The 14,073-nt window shown below is 69.2% G+C and carries 14 protein-coding genes and 3 pseudogenes; 9 read left to right on the forward strand and 8 right to left on the reverse strand.

Features of this window, described 5'->3' with window-relative positions:
- Both H7827_RS00005 and H7827_RS00010 read right to left on the reverse strand, forming a co-directional pair.
- Nucleotides 1-274 (reverse strand): annotated as a pseudogene (locus H7827_RS00005) (dihydrofolate reductase family protein); the annotation flags it as partial.
- Nucleotides 275-1,047: 773 nt separating this feature from the next.
- Nucleotides 1,048-1,269, reverse strand: a pseudogene (locus tag H7827_RS00010) (hypothetical protein); the annotation flags it as partial.
- A 201-nt stretch (nucleotides 1,270-1,470) separates the two neighbouring features.
- On the opposite strand from H7827_RS00010, the gene H7827_RS00015 reads away from it, so the two are divergent.
- The 6 genes from H7827_RS00015 to H7827_RS00040 all read left to right on the forward strand — a co-directional run bounded on the left by H7827_RS00015 (nucleotide 1,471) and on the right by H7827_RS00040 (nucleotide 6,551).
- A complete protein-coding gene (locus H7827_RS00015; protein ID WP_432741512.1) occupies nucleotides 1,471-2,040 on the forward strand; it encodes a GNAT family N-acetyltransferase in 570 nt (189 codons plus the stop codon).
- A gap of 1,014 nt (nucleotides 2,041-3,054) precedes the next feature.
- Nucleotides 3,055-3,489, forward strand: a complete 435-nt coding sequence (locus H7827_RS00020) for a WapI family immunity protein (RefSeq protein ID WP_432747908.1) — start codon at nucleotides 3,055-3,057, stop codon at nucleotides 3,487-3,489.
- Nucleotides 3,490-3,989: 500 nt separating this feature from the next.
- Nucleotides 3,990-4,802 carry a hypothetical protein gene (locus tag H7827_RS00025; RefSeq protein WP_432741514.1) on the forward strand — a complete coding sequence of 271 codons (813 nt, stop codon included), beginning with the start codon at nucleotides 3,990-3,992 and terminating at the stop codon, nucleotides 4,800-4,802.
- A 144-nt stretch (nucleotides 4,803-4,946) separates the two neighbouring features.
- On the forward strand, nucleotides 4,947-5,084 hold the full coding sequence (locus tag H7827_RS00030; protein ID WP_432741516.1) for a hypothetical protein: 138 nt from the start codon (nucleotides 4,947-4,949) through the stop codon (nucleotides 5,082-5,084).
- A complete protein-coding gene (locus H7827_RS00035; RefSeq protein ID WP_432741518.1) occupies nucleotides 5,068-5,322 on the forward strand; it encodes a transposase in 255 nt (84 codons plus the stop codon). Before H7827_RS00030 ends, H7827_RS00035 begins: the two co-directional genes overlap by 17 nt.
- 620 nt (nucleotides 5,323-5,942) lie before the next feature.
- Nucleotides 5,943-6,551, forward strand: coding sequence for a hypothetical protein (locus tag H7827_RS00040; protein ID WP_432741520.1), 609 nt, complete (start codon nucleotides 5,943-5,945; stop codon nucleotides 6,549-6,551).
- A gap of 24 nt (nucleotides 6,552-6,575) precedes the next feature.
- Here H7827_RS00040 and H7827_RS00045 read toward each other — a convergent pair.
- The 4 genes and pseudogenes from H7827_RS00045 to H7827_RS00060 all read right to left on the reverse strand — a co-directional run.
- A pseudogene (locus tag H7827_RS00045) lies at nucleotides 6,576-6,850 on the reverse strand (IS5-like element IS4811 family transposase); the annotation flags it as partial.
- A 181-nt stretch (nucleotides 6,851-7,031) separates the two neighbouring features.
- On the reverse strand, nucleotides 7,032-7,268 hold the full coding sequence (locus H7827_RS00050) for a hypothetical protein (protein WP_432741522.1): 237 nt from the start codon (nucleotides 7,266-7,268) through the stop codon (nucleotides 7,032-7,034).
- The gene (locus H7827_RS00055; protein ID WP_432741524.1) at nucleotides 7,265-7,564 is read right to left on the reverse strand and encodes a hypothetical protein; all 300 of its coding nucleotides are present in this window, start codon (nucleotides 7,562-7,564) and stop codon (nucleotides 7,265-7,267) included. Before H7827_RS00055 ends, H7827_RS00050 begins: the two co-directional genes overlap by 4 nt.
- A gap of 421 nt (nucleotides 7,565-7,985) precedes the next feature.
- Nucleotides 7,986-9,254 carry a serine hydrolase domain-containing protein gene (locus tag H7827_RS00060; RefSeq protein WP_432741526.1) on the reverse strand — a complete coding sequence of 423 codons (1,269 nt, stop codon included), beginning with the start codon at nucleotides 9,252-9,254 and terminating at the stop codon, nucleotides 7,986-7,988.
- A 155-nt stretch (nucleotides 9,255-9,409) separates the two neighbouring features.
- Here H7827_RS00060 and H7827_RS00065 point away from each other — a divergent pair, with 155 nt between their 5' ends.
- Together H7827_RS00065 and H7827_RS00070 are read left to right on the forward strand one after the other, a co-directional pair.
- Nucleotides 9,410-10,564: a histidine kinase gene (locus H7827_RS00065; protein ID WP_432741528.1), complete on the forward strand. Its 1,155-nt coding sequence runs from the start codon at nucleotides 9,410-9,412 to the stop codon at nucleotides 10,562-10,564.
- Nucleotides 10,552-11,238 (forward strand): response regulator, encoded by a 687-nt coding sequence (locus tag H7827_RS00070; protein WP_432741530.1) that lies wholly within the window; start codon nucleotides 10,552-10,554, stop codon nucleotides 11,236-11,238. The genes H7827_RS00065 and H7827_RS00070 overlap by 13 nt, the downstream gene beginning before the upstream one ends.
- Before the next feature lie 750 nt (nucleotides 11,239-11,988).
- On the opposite strand, the gene H7827_RS00075 is transcribed toward H7827_RS00070, so the two are convergent.
- Nucleotides 11,989-12,885 carry an NAD(P)-dependent oxidoreductase gene (locus H7827_RS00075; RefSeq protein ID WP_432741532.1) on the reverse strand — a complete coding sequence of 299 codons (897 nt, stop codon included), beginning with the start codon at nucleotides 12,883-12,885 and terminating at the stop codon, nucleotides 11,989-11,991.
- Nucleotides 12,886-12,936: 51 nt separating this feature from the next.
- On the opposite strand from H7827_RS00075, the gene H7827_RS00080 reads away from it, so the two are divergent.
- A complete protein-coding gene (locus tag H7827_RS00080) occupies nucleotides 12,937-13,287 on the forward strand; it encodes a winged helix-turn-helix transcriptional regulator (RefSeq protein WP_432741534.1) in 351 nt (116 codons plus the stop codon).
- A gap of 365 nt (nucleotides 13,288-13,652) precedes the next feature.
- Here H7827_RS00080 and H7827_RS00085 read toward each other — a convergent pair whose 3' ends face one another.
- The gene (locus tag H7827_RS00085; protein WP_432741536.1) at nucleotides 13,653-14,066 is read right to left on the reverse strand and encodes a pyridoxamine 5'-phosphate oxidase family protein; all 414 of its coding nucleotides are present in this window, start codon (nucleotides 14,064-14,066) and stop codon (nucleotides 13,653-13,655) included.
- Nucleotides 14,067-14,073 lie beyond the last annotated feature (7 nt).

Raw genomic sequence — 14,073 nt, forward strand, 5'->3', positions numbered from 1 at the left:
GCGTCGTGGAGTACACGACCTTCTCCGCGGCCCGCCAGTCACGGGCGTACTGCAGGGCGTGCGGCGGCTGGCCCGGCTGAGTGTGCGCGGTCTCCCAGTAGACCATCGTCTCGTACATCCGCCGGCCGTACAGGTACGTGCCCACGGGGCGGAAGATGTCGTTGATGAAGGTGTGCACCTCCTGATCGTCAGCAGGTCCGGTACCGAGCCCGCCCTCCGCGGCCTCGGCGTAGCCGTCGAGCGAGGTGATCATCGAGTAGATGAGCTTTCCCATGTATCTCCTTCAGGTACGGACGTCAGTCAGTGGTTCCGCAGATGGTGACCTCCGCACGGCCCGCAACTCATCGATCGGCCGTCGCATTTGTTCAGCGGTCAGCCGTCAGACCCCCGACACGGGGCGCCGCGTCGTCGGGTTGTCAGCCCGGTCCCGTGAGAATGCGACCGGTGCGCAGACGGCGGTAATCGACAGGCAGATGGGAAGCGAGGACCCGGGCTGTGACCATCAGCGCGGGTGAGACCGGAAGCCGCATACAGGACAGGCAAGCCGTACTCGAGAGCGGTCGTACGGGCCGCGGCGATCGGCAGGAGACTCGCACCGGTACCGGGAGCAGCGGCGGCGAGGTAGAAACGGCCGGGCTGCAGGCCCCCAGGATCTCGTCGAGGGTGCGGATACCGGTGGGCAGACCAACGGCGGTGCCGGGGTCGTGGTCCTGGTCGGGACGGGTGGTGGAGGTCAGGACCGTGGCGAGAGCCTCACCGAACCGGACAGGACGACGACGCGCCCGCACAACAGACGGCAGACCAGCGGGCGAGGCGCAGGCCGGCAAAGCGCCCGCCGGCTGACCGGTCGACGAGGCGGCGGAGATAGCCGGCTCGCCGACGGACTCAGCCGGCAGGCCAGGGCCGGGAACCCTCCCCCCAGCGCCACGGTACCGGCCGAGGCCACAGAAGCGGCCCGGCCGGCCGGGGTTGTCTCGTGGGCGCGCCGACCGGACGCAGCCGCGGGGGTGGGCTGAGGCGCAGCGACGGGCGCCATATTCGCGGTGGCAGGTACAGAAGCAGCGGGCACAGAAGCGAGTACCGTGGCCGCGGCGCCGGCGCCCCCTCCAGCAGCGGCGCCTTCGACCCCAGCGCGTACCGGGCCAAAGCGGCCATCCGGTTCGGCGGGATCTGCGACAGCCTCAGCAGCCCAAGCCGGTACGCGCCGATCTCGTCCACCCGCTCCAGAGCACGAGCGAACGCCGTACCCGGGGGGCGTGCGGCGCTGCGCACCGTCCAGAGGGACCGGCGGCTTCGGCGGTGAGGGTGGTGGCCCTGTACTGGGGGACTGGTCTACGGGCCGCGCCGAACCAACGCTGTGCCGGCCAAATCGTTTGCCTGCCGGCCGACGGGGCCGTCAGGATCAGCGTGTGATCTCTCTACTTCGCAGCCGCCGTCCACGCGCCACCACGCCTGCAGAGGACCACAACCTTGAGCTACACCATCCGCGCGTTCACTCCCGCTGACGAGACCGGCTGGCTCCACTGCCGGGTGCTGGCCTTCCTCCAGACCGCGTACTTCGACGACGTCTCACGCTCCAAGCCCACCACAGCGGCCCCCGGCCTGGACCTGGTAGCCGTCGACGCAGGCGGCCGTGTCGTCGGAATCATGGACACCAGCGTCGAGGGCGACATGGCGACGATCGACACCGTCGCCATTCACCCGGACCACCAGCGCCGCGGCCTGGCCCGCGAACTGTTGGAACGGACCCGCGACCGAGCCCGCACGCTCGGCGCGGCAGCCCTGGACGCCTGGAGCCGGGATGACCCGGACACCGTGAGCTGGTATCGAGCAATGGGCTTCACCGAGAGCGATCACTACCTGCACGTCTACGCCGACCACTACCGTGACTCTTCGGAGCCCGGCCGGGCTGTCGCCGAGGCGCGGCCCGGTCTGCGACCTCTCATGGTGTTCGCACACGCTCAGCTCGCGGATGAGGAACGGCTACGAGGAGAGTTCACCCGCGTCCACGTCTGCCGCCGTTTCGCCATGCCGCTCTGAGGCGGTCCGCGTGCCGCCTTCCGGCCGGAAGGCGGCACGCACTAAGACGCACGTCAGGCCGGCTTCGGAGCTGTCGCGAGGCTGGCGTGCTCTTCGGCCACGTCGATCAGTCCGGTAGGGGTACGCCCTGTGCGGTCCTCGGTGGCACAGAATCTGCGCGACAGACTGCTGGTCGCCCGTCGAAGAAAGGAAGAGTCCGGCGAATCGTGAAGGGGAAGGCCGGTGAACCCGCAGGCTCGTGCCGTCGGATAGGTCGTCTTCCAGACGGGTTCGCTGTCGGCAGCGGCGGGCGGACGAGGCGAATTTGGAGGTGCGAGATCTACGGATCTGCGACTACGACGGGTCCCATGAGGGTCTTCTACTGCTGTAAGTGCGGCATCGCGCTCACGCCTGACTTGACTGCGCTGTCCGACGTTCCGATCGTCCCGGACCTCGACAGTGCTCGGTCCAAGGGAGCACGCCTGGCGACTGCGACTGTGCCGCGGGGTCACGATGCGATTGAGCACGAGCCGTGGGGAGCGCCTTTCGTCCGGCAGGAAGACCGGGACAGCCCTGTACCGGGCTATCCCCGGGGACCGCTCATGGCCACTGAGGAAGGTCTTCGTCGTCTCGGCCGGCGTCCGCGACACGGTCGTCGTCCACCCGGATGACGCCCCCGGCCCGCAGCCGCTGCCAGGGTGGGAGAACAGCACCGGTTGCTGCGGACCGAATGGAACCGAAGGACCCAACCGGGCCTGCCCGTGTGGGGCACGGATCGCCACTGTCGCCGCAGATTGCTCCGGTCCATACGAGCTGCACCTCGACCCGGTCCGGACGTACGCCTTCGACCGGGCAAGGCATGACGTCTGATACAGCGGACCGGTCCAGGTGATCAATTTAATGAGCCGCACTGAGCTGCGGGATCGTGACATCCTGCGGCCGTGCTTTTGAGCGATCACACGAGCAGCGTCGAACTCCGTCCACTGCGCTATCAGTTCCCCGCGGCTCAAGGCGACGCCTGACAACTGGCTGGTCATTGACGGGGCCGTAACCACCCCCGACGGCAGCTGGTCCTTCGCCGATCCATGTCTGCTGGTTCCCGAAGCGCGTCAGATATCCGCCTGGCTGCGGGCGGATGCCGCTGGGAAGGTAGCAGTGACGAGGCCCGATACCGAAGGCTCGCTGTCCCCGGACACAAGCTTCGTCGAACCGGCCCTTGCCGTGAGCCTCGCTGATCGAACCGACAACGGAGCAGTGCTTCGTGTCCGCCTCTCCCTCGATGCAGCACCCCCATGGCAGCAAGGAGATGACAGCGCGGACACCTACCAGAACTTCGTGGAGATGCGGCCGGACACTGCAGTATTGCTTCGCCAGGCCGACCGATGGGATCTCGCTCTGCACTCACCCCGCTCCCTAATCAGCGCAGAGTCTCTCCGGTGTGAGGGCACCATGGCGTGCACTCCTGGATGACCGGTTCGGGCACCACCCGCGCCCGGCCGCATTGCGGACCAGGCAGAGCGGCATCGGAGCGGCGGTCAGGATCAAGACGGTGGGGCGGCGTTTACGCGCCAGCAGGTTGAAGCGGACTGTGGCGCGCAGGTCGGTGGGGTCCCCAGCGAGCGTGCTCTCCATCGGCGGGCTCGCTGCTGCTGCCACAGGGGTCCGGTCCGAACGATCCGTCATCGCAGCCGATATCCCCGATCCGCGGAGTGTTCGGCTTGTCAGTGCTCCGTGTTTGGATGCGGCATCGATCTTGCAAAGGGGAAGACATGGCTCGTACGACACCGCCACGCCCGTTCAACCTGCCCGCGGAGCTACCAGACATGGCGGGCTTGGCCAGGACAGCCACACGCCTGCACCCCCGCCCGGGCCGGCCCACCGTGCATGACAGCTCAGTGGGCGGGCCGCTGCTGTGGCCGGCCGAGGAGCAGTGGCCCGTGCGAACTCCCGCATACCGGCCCCTTGGGCGGGTGAGTACCCTCGCAGACATACATACCCGGAGAAATCTGCTCACGGACGCCTGGGCACGACCCCGTGGTCCCCACGAGAACCTGCTCACCGAACAGGAGCGGGAGATCAACGACCGCATCAACGCCGGATACCCACCCGAGCAGATGCCCGAAGGTCCGCTCCCGTTGATTCCCGTCGCGCAGTTCTACGCGACGGATGTTCCCGCGCTCCCTTTCCCCGAGGGGACGGACCTGCTTCAGATCCTGTGGGCGCCGTTCGACGACATCGAAGGCTGCTCCGACGCCGTGCAGCTGCGCTGGCGCCGGTCGTCGGACGTGAGGGAAGTCCTGACAGCGCCACCCGAGCCCCCATACGTGACAGACACCCAACACGTGCCCTCCCCCTGTGTGCTTCACCCCGAAGAAGTCCAGGAGTTCCCCCCGCCCCACCTCCTCAACGAGGAACAGGACAGCCGAGTGACCGCATGGGTGAAGACACGGTCCGCGGACTACTGGTCCGATCTGTCCGTCGCGCCCGGCTGGAAGCTGGGCGGCTGGCCGGCGCACTTCACATTCCGTGACCCCGCGGAATCGGACGAACTGCACTGCGGCGAATGCCACGGTCCCGTCGAAGCGCTGCTCACGATCGACAGCAGCGAATGGGACGGCGGCACCGGCAGCTGGCGCCCGACCGAGGACGCCAAGAAAAGCGGTGCTCCTCTGTACCGGACCGCATGCGAGCCCACCATGATGAACATCGGACGCGGTTACACGCTTCAATTCTACAGCTGTACCAGCGACCCCTCCCACCTGCCACGGACCATCATGCAGTAGGACCAGAACCGCGGGCGCTGCCCGATTCTGCGGGGCCTGCGGTCAGTCCCTTACACCGGGCGAAAACGCGTTGGCGGGAGTTCGGGAACAGTCGTCGAGCGTCTGATCCGCGCTGGCCAGTGGCGCGAGGGGGGTCGGGACGTCTTGATCGTGATGGACGCGGGCTACGACGTGAGGTGCCCAGCCTGGCTACTGTCCGACCTCCCCGTCGAGCTGGTCGGGCGTCTGCGCTCGGACCGGGTGCTGCGACTGCCCGCTCCGCCGAGTGGTCTACAAGCGTGAGGGCGGCCGGCCGCCAAGGCACGGTCCGGAGTTCCGCCTCACGAAGCCGGAAACCTGGCCCGAGCCCGCAGTGGCGACGGTGAACGACACACCCCGCTACGGCAAAGCCGAAGCCAAGGCGTGGGACCGCATCCACCCCCGGCTCACCCAACGGGCCGCGTGGATGGACCTGAACGGTGAACTTCCGCTGGTCGAGGGGCATCCTGGTCCGCCTCAAGTTCGAGCATCTGCCCGGTGACCGGGACGTACCACCGGTCTGGTTGTGGTTGTCCGCCACCGGCGCCACCAGCACGGACGTTGACTTCGTCTGATCGTGCTATCTGTGCAGATTCGATCTGGAGCACACCTTCTGCCTGTTCAAGCAGTCCCTCGCCTGGACCCGCCCACGGCTGCGAAACCGCGAGGCAGCGGACCGCTGGACCTGGCTCACCATCATCGCGCGCACCCAGCTCCGCCTCGCGGCCCCGCTCGCCGCGGACCAGCGCAAGCCCCGCGAGAAGACCACCCACACCAGCACGCCCTGACCCCGACGCGGGTCCAGCGAGTGTTCCGGAACACCCGGCCGCACCTGGGCAGTCCGGCCCGTGCCCCCACCCCTCCCGGCCAGGCCCCGGACGGCTGCCCGGCAGCCGCAACCGAAGACCGGACACCCGCTACCACGTGGGCAAAACCACCAAACAGCCCAAGACACTGATCGAACGCGATCAAGCCCGACGTTAAGGAACACGTTAAGAACCTGTTCTTCACCCCACAGTTGTGGCGGAAACCCTCGTTGCGGTGGAGTGAGTGCATCAGTTGGTGACCGACCTGCTGTGGGGACCGATGAGTGCTCGCTGCGTTTGGTGGTGAAAGGCTCGGATGCTGGACCCGTATTGGGTTTTTGTCAGCGCGGTGCTTGGCCTGGCGGGGAGTGTTCGGTATGCCTTCGCGACAGTGAGGGGAACGGCGCGTCCGAATGTGGTGACGTGGTCGCTGTGGGCTGCTGTGCCTCTGATCGGGTTTTCCGCGCAGCTCGATTCCGGTGTGGGCTTGCCGGCCGTGCAGACGCTGTCGGCAGGTGCGGGGCCGTTCGCGGTCGTGGTGTGTGGACTGCTGACCAGGCATAACCTGGTGCGGCTCGGTAGCTTCGACAAGGTCTGTGGTGGTGTTGCGGCCACCGCGCTTGTTGTGTGGCTGGTGCTGGATCAAGCGCCGCTGGCGGTGGTGTGTGCCGTCGTAGCCGACGCCGCTGCCGCCTTGCCGACGCTCGTGAAAGCCTGGCGCGATCCGTACTCGGAGAATCTGCTGTTTTATGTCCTGGTCGGCATCGGTGCTGCGGTGACACTCATGACAATCACTTCGTGGGAGCCGGAGTCCTGGGCCTTCGCGGCCTATATGTTCGCCCTGTGCGCCGTGCTCGGCGGAACGGTGCTCACCCGACGGCGAGTTATCAAGCAGCCGCGAACCGGTCCGGTGTTCCGAGCGTGAGTGTGCCTGTTCAGCGGATGATGCGCGAGTCATGAGGGTGATGGCTGCCCAGGTGATAAGGGTTTCGGAGTGCTGGATGAGGCGTTCGTAGTCCCTCGGGTGCCGGCGGACGTGCATCATCCAGGCAATGCTGCGCTCGACGACCCAGCGGCGGGGCGCCCTTCGGGCGGCTGATGGGTGATCGTGAGGTTCAGGTGTTTCCTTGCCCAGGTCACGAGCTTGCCCGCGGAGGCGTAGTCGGCCCAGGCGATGGTGATCTCGGGGTGGGCGAGGCGGAGGCGGAAGGGGATCTCCTTGGCCGCGGGGCGTGTCACCGTGGGGATGATCAGCCGTCAGGCGCCTTTCAGAGACCACATCGGCGAGAGCATCCTGGCGGTGCAGGATGAGCACTCACCGAACATCGGACGTGTTGCCATGGAACTCTCATTCCCCACTGGTCGCGTCCGCTGCGAAAGCTGGGCTGGAGACCTCTGCCTGAGGTCAGCGCCTTGATCCGGAACTCGGCCTGTCGGGCTGGGCCTTGACCTGGGCCTGGGACGCTTCCATCAGGTGCCGGTGGCCGCCGTGCACGAGGTCCCGGCGCAGACCGCTGTCGGTGACGAGTCCGGTGCCGGTGAACCCGCCCGGCTTCGAGAGCAGCGCGGTGCAGGCCAGCAGCCGGCGCGGCGGCTCGGGTGGCCTTGCCTCGGCTTCTCGGTCTCTGCGTCGCCGCGTCATACCGCAGCGGCGCCTTCCTCAGCGGTGGGCCGACTCTCGCTGTGCTGCTCGAAGACAGTTCGCGCCCTGCTGGGCGGGAGCCGCCACCACGCCGCCACTGGTACCCATCCGGCGAACGACAGCGCGAGCATGATCGCCGTCTGTCCCACGGCCAGCGTCACCCCGACCCGGGTCTGCAGCAGCCGGCCGGCCAGTGCCGCCACCGTTTTACCCGCCCAGAAGAGCAGATACAGCTGGGCCAGGGCCGCGGCGACGGCCGCCGTCACCGCCGCCCTGCCGCCCGGCGCGGCCAGCACCACCAGCGACGACAGGCGCGATCCTTCCCGGGGGCCGAGCCGGGTTCCACCGTGTGGATGGTCAGGGTGAGACCGGGTGCGGCAACCCTCTCCACACCCACCGTCTCGGTTCCGAGCTCGGTTATGGATTGATGCGCCGAAACACACCGGCCGTAGCGTGGCGTCCTGCGCCCCGGTCGGACTGTGTGAGCGGTTTCCCGACAAGGACGATGCCCGGGTGGCGCGGTACCAGACCGCGGGCGTCAGCGCCCGGCTGAAGATGCTCGCGCTCCTCCAGGCCCAGGGCATGCCGCGACTGAGGCGGAGGACCTGGTGGCCGCGCCGGAGAACGGCGCAACGTGGTCTCGGAGCCGGAGCGGCCGCGGACCTCGCCGACGACACAGATCGCCGCCCGGCGCTGCCCGAGTGCTGCGATGGGCCGTTACGTGTCCTGACCGGCGACGGGGGTGTCGCACAGGGCGTGGTCGACGAGATCGCTGGCGGCCTGTTCCTGCTGAAGTGCGTTGTCGGGCGAGTCGCCCAGGGCGGTGGACATGGACAGGGTGACGCTGCGGCTGCCGTCGTGGGTGGCGCCGTTCAGCGTGATGTAGCCGCTTTCGCCGCCTTCGTGACTCCAGTAGCTTCCGCCGCAGGACAGCGGCCGGTTGACCAGGCCGAGGCCGTAGCGCCCGTCCGGCCAGAACACCTGTGTCTCCTCGTCGACCGGGAGGGTGTCCTGCATCTCGGCCAGCCGTTCCGGGGACAGCAGTTCGCCACCGAGCAGGGCCCCGAAGAAGCGGTTGACATCCGAGGTGGTGGAGACGTAGCCGCCGGGGTCGGGAACGATCACCCGGGTGACGTCGATCCGTTCACCGGAGGGGTAGACCTCGTAGGCGTTGGCGTGCGGCCTGCGGAGGGTGGGGGTGCTGCCCGGCAGGTAGGTGTGGTGCATGCCCAGGGGCCGCAGGATCCGGTCCTGGACCTCTTGGTGCCAGGGGCGGCCCGTGGCCTCCTCGATGATCATGTCGAGCAGGACGTAGCCGGTGTTGGAGTATGCCCATCCGTCGCCGGGGGCGAAGTCCGGGCGGTGCCGCATCGCCCGGGCGACGATCTCTCGGGGGGTGTAGGTGTCGTACCGGTGCTCGTAGTACTGCTGTGGAGTGGCGAAGCCGGGGAGGTCGTCGTGGAGGCCGCTGGTGTGCTGCAGGAGGTGGCGGACGGTGATCCGGCTCCCGTCGTTGCCGTTGCCGTCCACCAGGCCGGGCAGCCAGCGCTCCACTGTGTCCTCGAGCGCCAGTTCGCCCTCGTCGACCAGTTGCAGGACCACGGTGGCCACCAGTGCCTTGCCGGTGCTGGCCATCCGGAAGTGGCCGTTCTCGGGCACGGGACGGTCGGTGCCCACCTCGGCGATGCCGCTGGTGGCGACCAGGTCCCGGCCGGCACCGGTGGTCACCCGTGCCTGTACGCCGGTGATTCCCAGCGCACGGATGGCGTCGGTGTCCCGGCGCAGGTCGTCCTGCCCGTATCCGGGCGCGGCCGCGTCGTGCGCGCCGGCCGGCAACTGGGTGGCAACGGCCGTGCCCGCGGCGAGCGCTGCCGCTGCGAGGACCAGCCACCGGCCGGGGACGCGGCCGCGCCGGGGCCACGCGGGCCGGGCGGGTGAGGCGGTGTTCCGTTGATGCGGAGCGGATGCCGGGCTCGTGAAGGTCATACCTCCACGCTAGGGAGACAAAGGTTCACCGATCGCTACCGCAGGCTCCCGAACGAGCGGTACAGCTACCTGTAGTGCCGCGGGCCTCCCCCTTCCCTAGGGTGGACGCCGTGGGGCTTCCACCGCCCTCCGGAGCGACCAGGAAAGCGACACGAGTGCACGGCATACTCCGCGCGGCCCGCGCACAGTGGCTCACCACATGGCGTGGCGGGCGTTACCTGCTGGACACCCTGCTGGCCGCGACGGTGACGCTCGCCGCCGCGCCCCTGCTGTTCGTGCCGTCGCTGGCTCAGCCCTGGGCGGAACGTCATCGCCGGCGCGCCGGGAAGCTGTTGGGACGGCCGGTGCAGCCGCGCCCGCGCGCCGCCCTGCGCAACCTCGGCTGGTTCGGGACACAGCTGGTGACCGGGCTGCCGGCCGGCGCCTTCGCCCTGTTCCTCCTGGGCAGTTGGGTAGTCACTCCCGTCATCTCCCTGTTGTGGTGGGCCTTTCCCACCGCGCCCTGGCTGCCCGTGGTCAGCCACCGGATCACCGGCTGGGGCACCGCGGTACCGCTCGGCCTGATCAATCTCGTGGTCCTGGCGGCCCTGGCCGCCATCACTCTCCCGCCGCTCGCCAGAGCACACGCCCGGTGCTGCCTCACGGTCCTGGCGCCTTCGCCCGCGGAGCAGCTGGTCGAACGCGTCACCGAACTCACCCGGACACGTACGGACGTCCTGCAGGCGCACAGTGCGGAACTCCGCCGGATCGAAAGGGACCTGCACGACGGCACCCAGACCCGGCTGGTGGCCATCGCGATGCGGCTGGCGGTGGCCGGTGAAAGCCTCTCCGGCGACCCCGACAGGGCCGCTGTCCTGGTGCGGCAGGCCCACACCGAGACCGAGGACGCCATGACCGAGCTGCGTTCCGTCATCCGCTCCATCTATCCGCCGGTGCTCGCCGACCTGGGCCTCTCCGGTGCGCTCGGCACCCTGACGACCAGGGCCGGTGTCCCGACCCGCATCGACATCGGCCCGCTCGGTGAGATCCCCGCGGCCGTCGAAGCCGTCGCCTACTACGCCGTCACCGAGACGCTGGCGAACATCGCCCGGCACAGCCGGGCGACCAGGGCCTCCGTGCGGGTCGGACGTGACGGTGGACTGCTCCGTGCGGAGATCTCCGACAACGGGAGGGGCGGAGCGGACCCGGCCCGGGGGTCCGGCTTGGACGGAATGCGCCGCCGCGCCGCCGCTCTGGACGGCTCCATGACCCTCAGCAGCCCGTCGGGCGGGCCGACCGTCATCACCGTGGAGCTGCCGTGCGCATCGTGATCGCCGAGGACAACGTCCTGCTGGCATCCGGACTGGAACTCCTCCTCAATTCCCGGGGCTTCGAAGTCGTCGAGATCACGGCCGATGCTCCCGGCCTCCTCACCGCCGTCCGCACCCACCGTCCGGACATCACCATCGTGGACGTCCGGCTGCCCCCGACTTTCCGCGACGAAGGCATCCGGGCCGCGATCCGGGCCCGCCGCGAGCACCCCGGGCTTCCCGTCCTGGTCCTGTCCCAGTACGTGGAACAGGAGTACGCGGGCCGTCTCCTCGCCGACGCCCGGGGCGGCATCGGCTATCTGCTCAAGGACCGGGTCAGCCGCGTCGCGGAGTTCACCGACGCATTGCGCCGGGTGGCAGACGGCGGCACCGCCATGGACCCCGAGGTCATCGCCCAGCTCCTCGCCGCACGCGGGGATCCCGTCGACGCCCTGACCGCACGCGAACGGGAGGTGCTGGCGCTGATGGCCGAAGGCCACGACAACGCGGGCATCGCTCAACGGCTCGTCGTCACCGACAACGCCGTCCACAAACACATCGGCAACGTCTTCCTCAAACTCGGCCTGTCGGTGGGCGACAGCGGCCACCGCCGTGTACGCGCCGTACTGACCTACCTCCGCCGCTACGGCCAAGACACCACGCCCACCGCCACAACACCACATCCGCCGACATGAACCTTGCACTGGACTCATGCACGGGAAGACACCCGAGCCCTGCGGTCACGGGCAAGGCCACGGTTGGCCATGTCGTGCGCCGGCACAACCGAATCTCCATAGTGGTCCGGGACGCACTCGATCCGCTGTGGCCCGTGCGAAGACCAGCACGAACCTGCCCGTCACTCTTATGCCCGGTACCGCCGCCAGGCAGGACAGTCCGTGTGACCGGGTCCTTCCCTCTTGGCAGATTCGGGGCGGGGCGTGACCTGGCTGACTGAACGGCTCGTAGCTCGCGCACCCATGATGCCGGGTCCCGAGGGTGCTGGGCGTAAGGCCCTCGGGGCCCGTATGTGCACCATGCTGTGGCCATGAGCGAGCAGGGCCCGGTGGGCCACTGCGGAGCGGCCCACCGGGCTTGACCAAGGGCTTGACCGGACTGGTCAACCGCAGTCAGTACCCTGGCCGACCAAGCCGGCCCGGGGTTCCGTAGCCGCGCAACAGCCGGCCCAGGAGCCCGCGTTCCGGCAGCGGGTCGAGTTCCGTCCGGCAGGCCGCACCGTGGACGCCGTCGGGCTCCACGACCGTGCGCCGCAGGCCTGGGTTCCTTGTCCCACTGCTCATCGCGGTGAGGCCGGCGACAGTGCGGGCCCTCCGGGCGCCGGGAGGCTTCGCGTTCCGCCTCCGTACGAGCAGCGGCATCCGCGCAGGCCAGGAGCGGGGGGCGGCAGCGCCCGCCCCGCCCCCGGCTCCGCCACGCCGGCGGCTCGCTCAGCGAGGATTCATGATCTCGATGACGCTCAGGAATCCGTCGGTGCCGTGCCCCCGTCCGACGGCGCGGCGGGCCAGTCCCTCGGCGGCGCGCATCAGGCTCGCGTCGATGGCGTGTTCCTCCGAGGTGTGGATGATGTGAGCCATGGTCGAGACGGTCGAGGTGATCGGGTTGAGGTCCCCGGTGTAGATCCCGTTGTCGATGTCCTCCACGTCCAGCTCGAACAGCGGTGGCAGGATCGCGGCGATGCCCTTGGCGAACGGGGCCAGTTCCTGCGCGGTGATTCCCTCCGCCCGTGCCACGGCCAGGGCGTGGGCGTAGCCGGCCATCGCCGTCCAGAAGATGTCGAGCAGCGCGATGTCGTAGGCCGCCGCCCGGCCGATCTCCGTTCCGAGGTGGGTGTGGGCGCCACCCAGGGCGTCCAGCACCGGGCGGGATTCCTGGTGGAGTTGCTCCGGGCCGCTGTAGAGGAAGACGGCGTCCGGTGTTCCGATGGTCGTGGCCGGTGTCATGATCGCGCCGTCCAGGTAGCTGATGCCGTGGTCGGCTGCCCAGGTGGCGGTGTCCCGGGCCCGGCCGGGAGTGTCGGCGGTCAGGTTCACCACTGTGCGGCCCTTGAGGGTGTCGGTGACCGCCGGGCGGCGCAGGATGGCGTCGGCCGCGTCGTAGTTCACCACGCACACCACGGTCAGGCCGCTGGCCGCGGTCGCTTCCTCGGCCGTCCGGGCGGCGGTGGCGCCCCGTTCGACCAGTTCCCGGTCACGGCCCGCGGTACGGTTCCAGACCGTGACACGCAGGCCGGCGTCCAGGAAGGCACCTGCCAGCGCGCGGCCCATCGGCCCGAGGCCGAGGACGGTGACGGTGGGCCGGTCGTGGGTCTCGGTGGATGAGGACATGCCTCAGCTCCTATCGTTGTGCCGTCATGGCGGTATTCGGTGGGGGTGGAGATGACACGCGGGCGTGCTCGGGACACGGATGTCTGCGGGGTGACGGCGGCCGTCGCCGTGATCGACGGCAAGTGGAAGACCACCCTGCTGTGGGTCCTGGAGTCCGGCCCTCAACGTCCCGGCGAGCTGCGCCGGCGGCTACCGGAGATCAGCGAGAAGGTCCTGACCCAGGCGCTCCGGGAGATGGAGAGCGATGAGCTGGTGCACCGGGAGGTGTACGACGAGCTGCCGCGGAAGACGGTCTACTCCCTGACCGCCCACGGCCGCGAACTCGCCGACGCGCTGGCGCCCCTCAGTGACTGGGGGTACCGGCGACTGACCCGGCTCGCCGAGGCCCGCACCACTTCCTGACACTGCCGACCTCCCCGACGCCTGGTTTCCGGAGCGGTCTTCGACCGCCCGCGCACACAGCCTCGCGCACCCGCTGGGCCGCCCACAAGTACCCACAAATTTGTGGGTACGCGGGGCTGACCAGCGGAGTTCTTCATCTGTCTCGCCCAGGAACGGACCCTGCGCGGGCCTTTCGCACCGGGCCGCGCCGAACCTCTCCACCCGCCGGCGGTGTCCGGCCGCGCTCCTGCGTGATCACTCAGAAGCGCGGTCGTTGGTCAATCCGCACCCCCGATGCCGAGGCCCCGAGACACTGAACGTGACGGCCTCGGGGCCCGGAGCGGCCCGGCCAAGGCCGAGACACATTCCCCGGCCCGGCGGGCCGGTCACCAGCCCGGCGGTCGCACCGTGCCCATCACCCGCGTGACGGTGATCTCGATGACCACGCGCTCGGGGTTGGGCCGAGGGGCCCGGTAGCGCTGGGCGTAGCGTCGTTCGGCCTCGGCGACGGAGTCCTGGTCGTCCTTGACGAGTGCGATGCCTTCGAGGGTGCACCAGCGGCGTCCGTCGACCTGGCTGACGGCGACCCGTGCTTCGGGGGCGGCTGCCCGGACGTTGCGGACCTTGGTGCTGTTCGCGCTGCTGATGACGCGTGCGATACCGGCGTCGGGGTCGAAGGTGACACCCACGGGGACCAGGTGCGGGCTGCCGTCCTGGCGGTGGGTTGTCAGGAAGCAGATCCGCCGTTCCTGCCAGAAGTCGTTTTCTTGCGCGCCGTGCGCGGGTACCTCGGTCGTCATGGTGTTC

The organism is Streptomyces sp. JH002 (assembly GCF_050916115.1).
GTDB lineage: Bacteria > Actinomycetota > Actinomycetes > Streptomycetales > Streptomycetaceae > Streptomyces > Streptomyces xiamenensis.

What these genes read in the sequence shown, in the direction of transcription:
- H7827_RS00050 (WP_432741522.1), bottom strand. Translation starts at nt 7,268, where the DNA reads ATGACGCGGCGACGCAGAGACCGAGAAGCCGAGGCAAGGCCACCCGAG.
- H7827_RS00040 (WP_432741520.1), top strand. Translation starts at nt 5,943, where the DNA reads ATGCTGGACCCGTATTGGGTTTTTGTCAGCGCGGTGCTTGGCCTGGCG.
- H7827_RS00085 (WP_432741536.1), bottom strand. Translation starts at nt 14,066, where the DNA reads ATGACGACCGAGGTACCCGCGCACGGCGCGCAAGAAAACGACTTCTGG.
- H7827_RS00060 (WP_432741526.1), bottom strand. Translation starts at nt 9,254, where the DNA reads ATGACCTTCACGAGCCCGGCATCCGCTCCGCATCAACGGAACACCGCC.
- H7827_RS00075 (WP_432741532.1), bottom strand. Translation starts at nt 12,885, where the DNA reads ATGTCCTCATCCACCGAGACCCACGACCGGCCCACCGTCACCGTCCTC.
- H7827_RS00080 (WP_432741534.1), top strand. Translation starts at nt 12,937, where the DNA reads ATGACACGCGGGCGTGCTCGGGACACGGATGTCTGCGGGGTGACGGCG.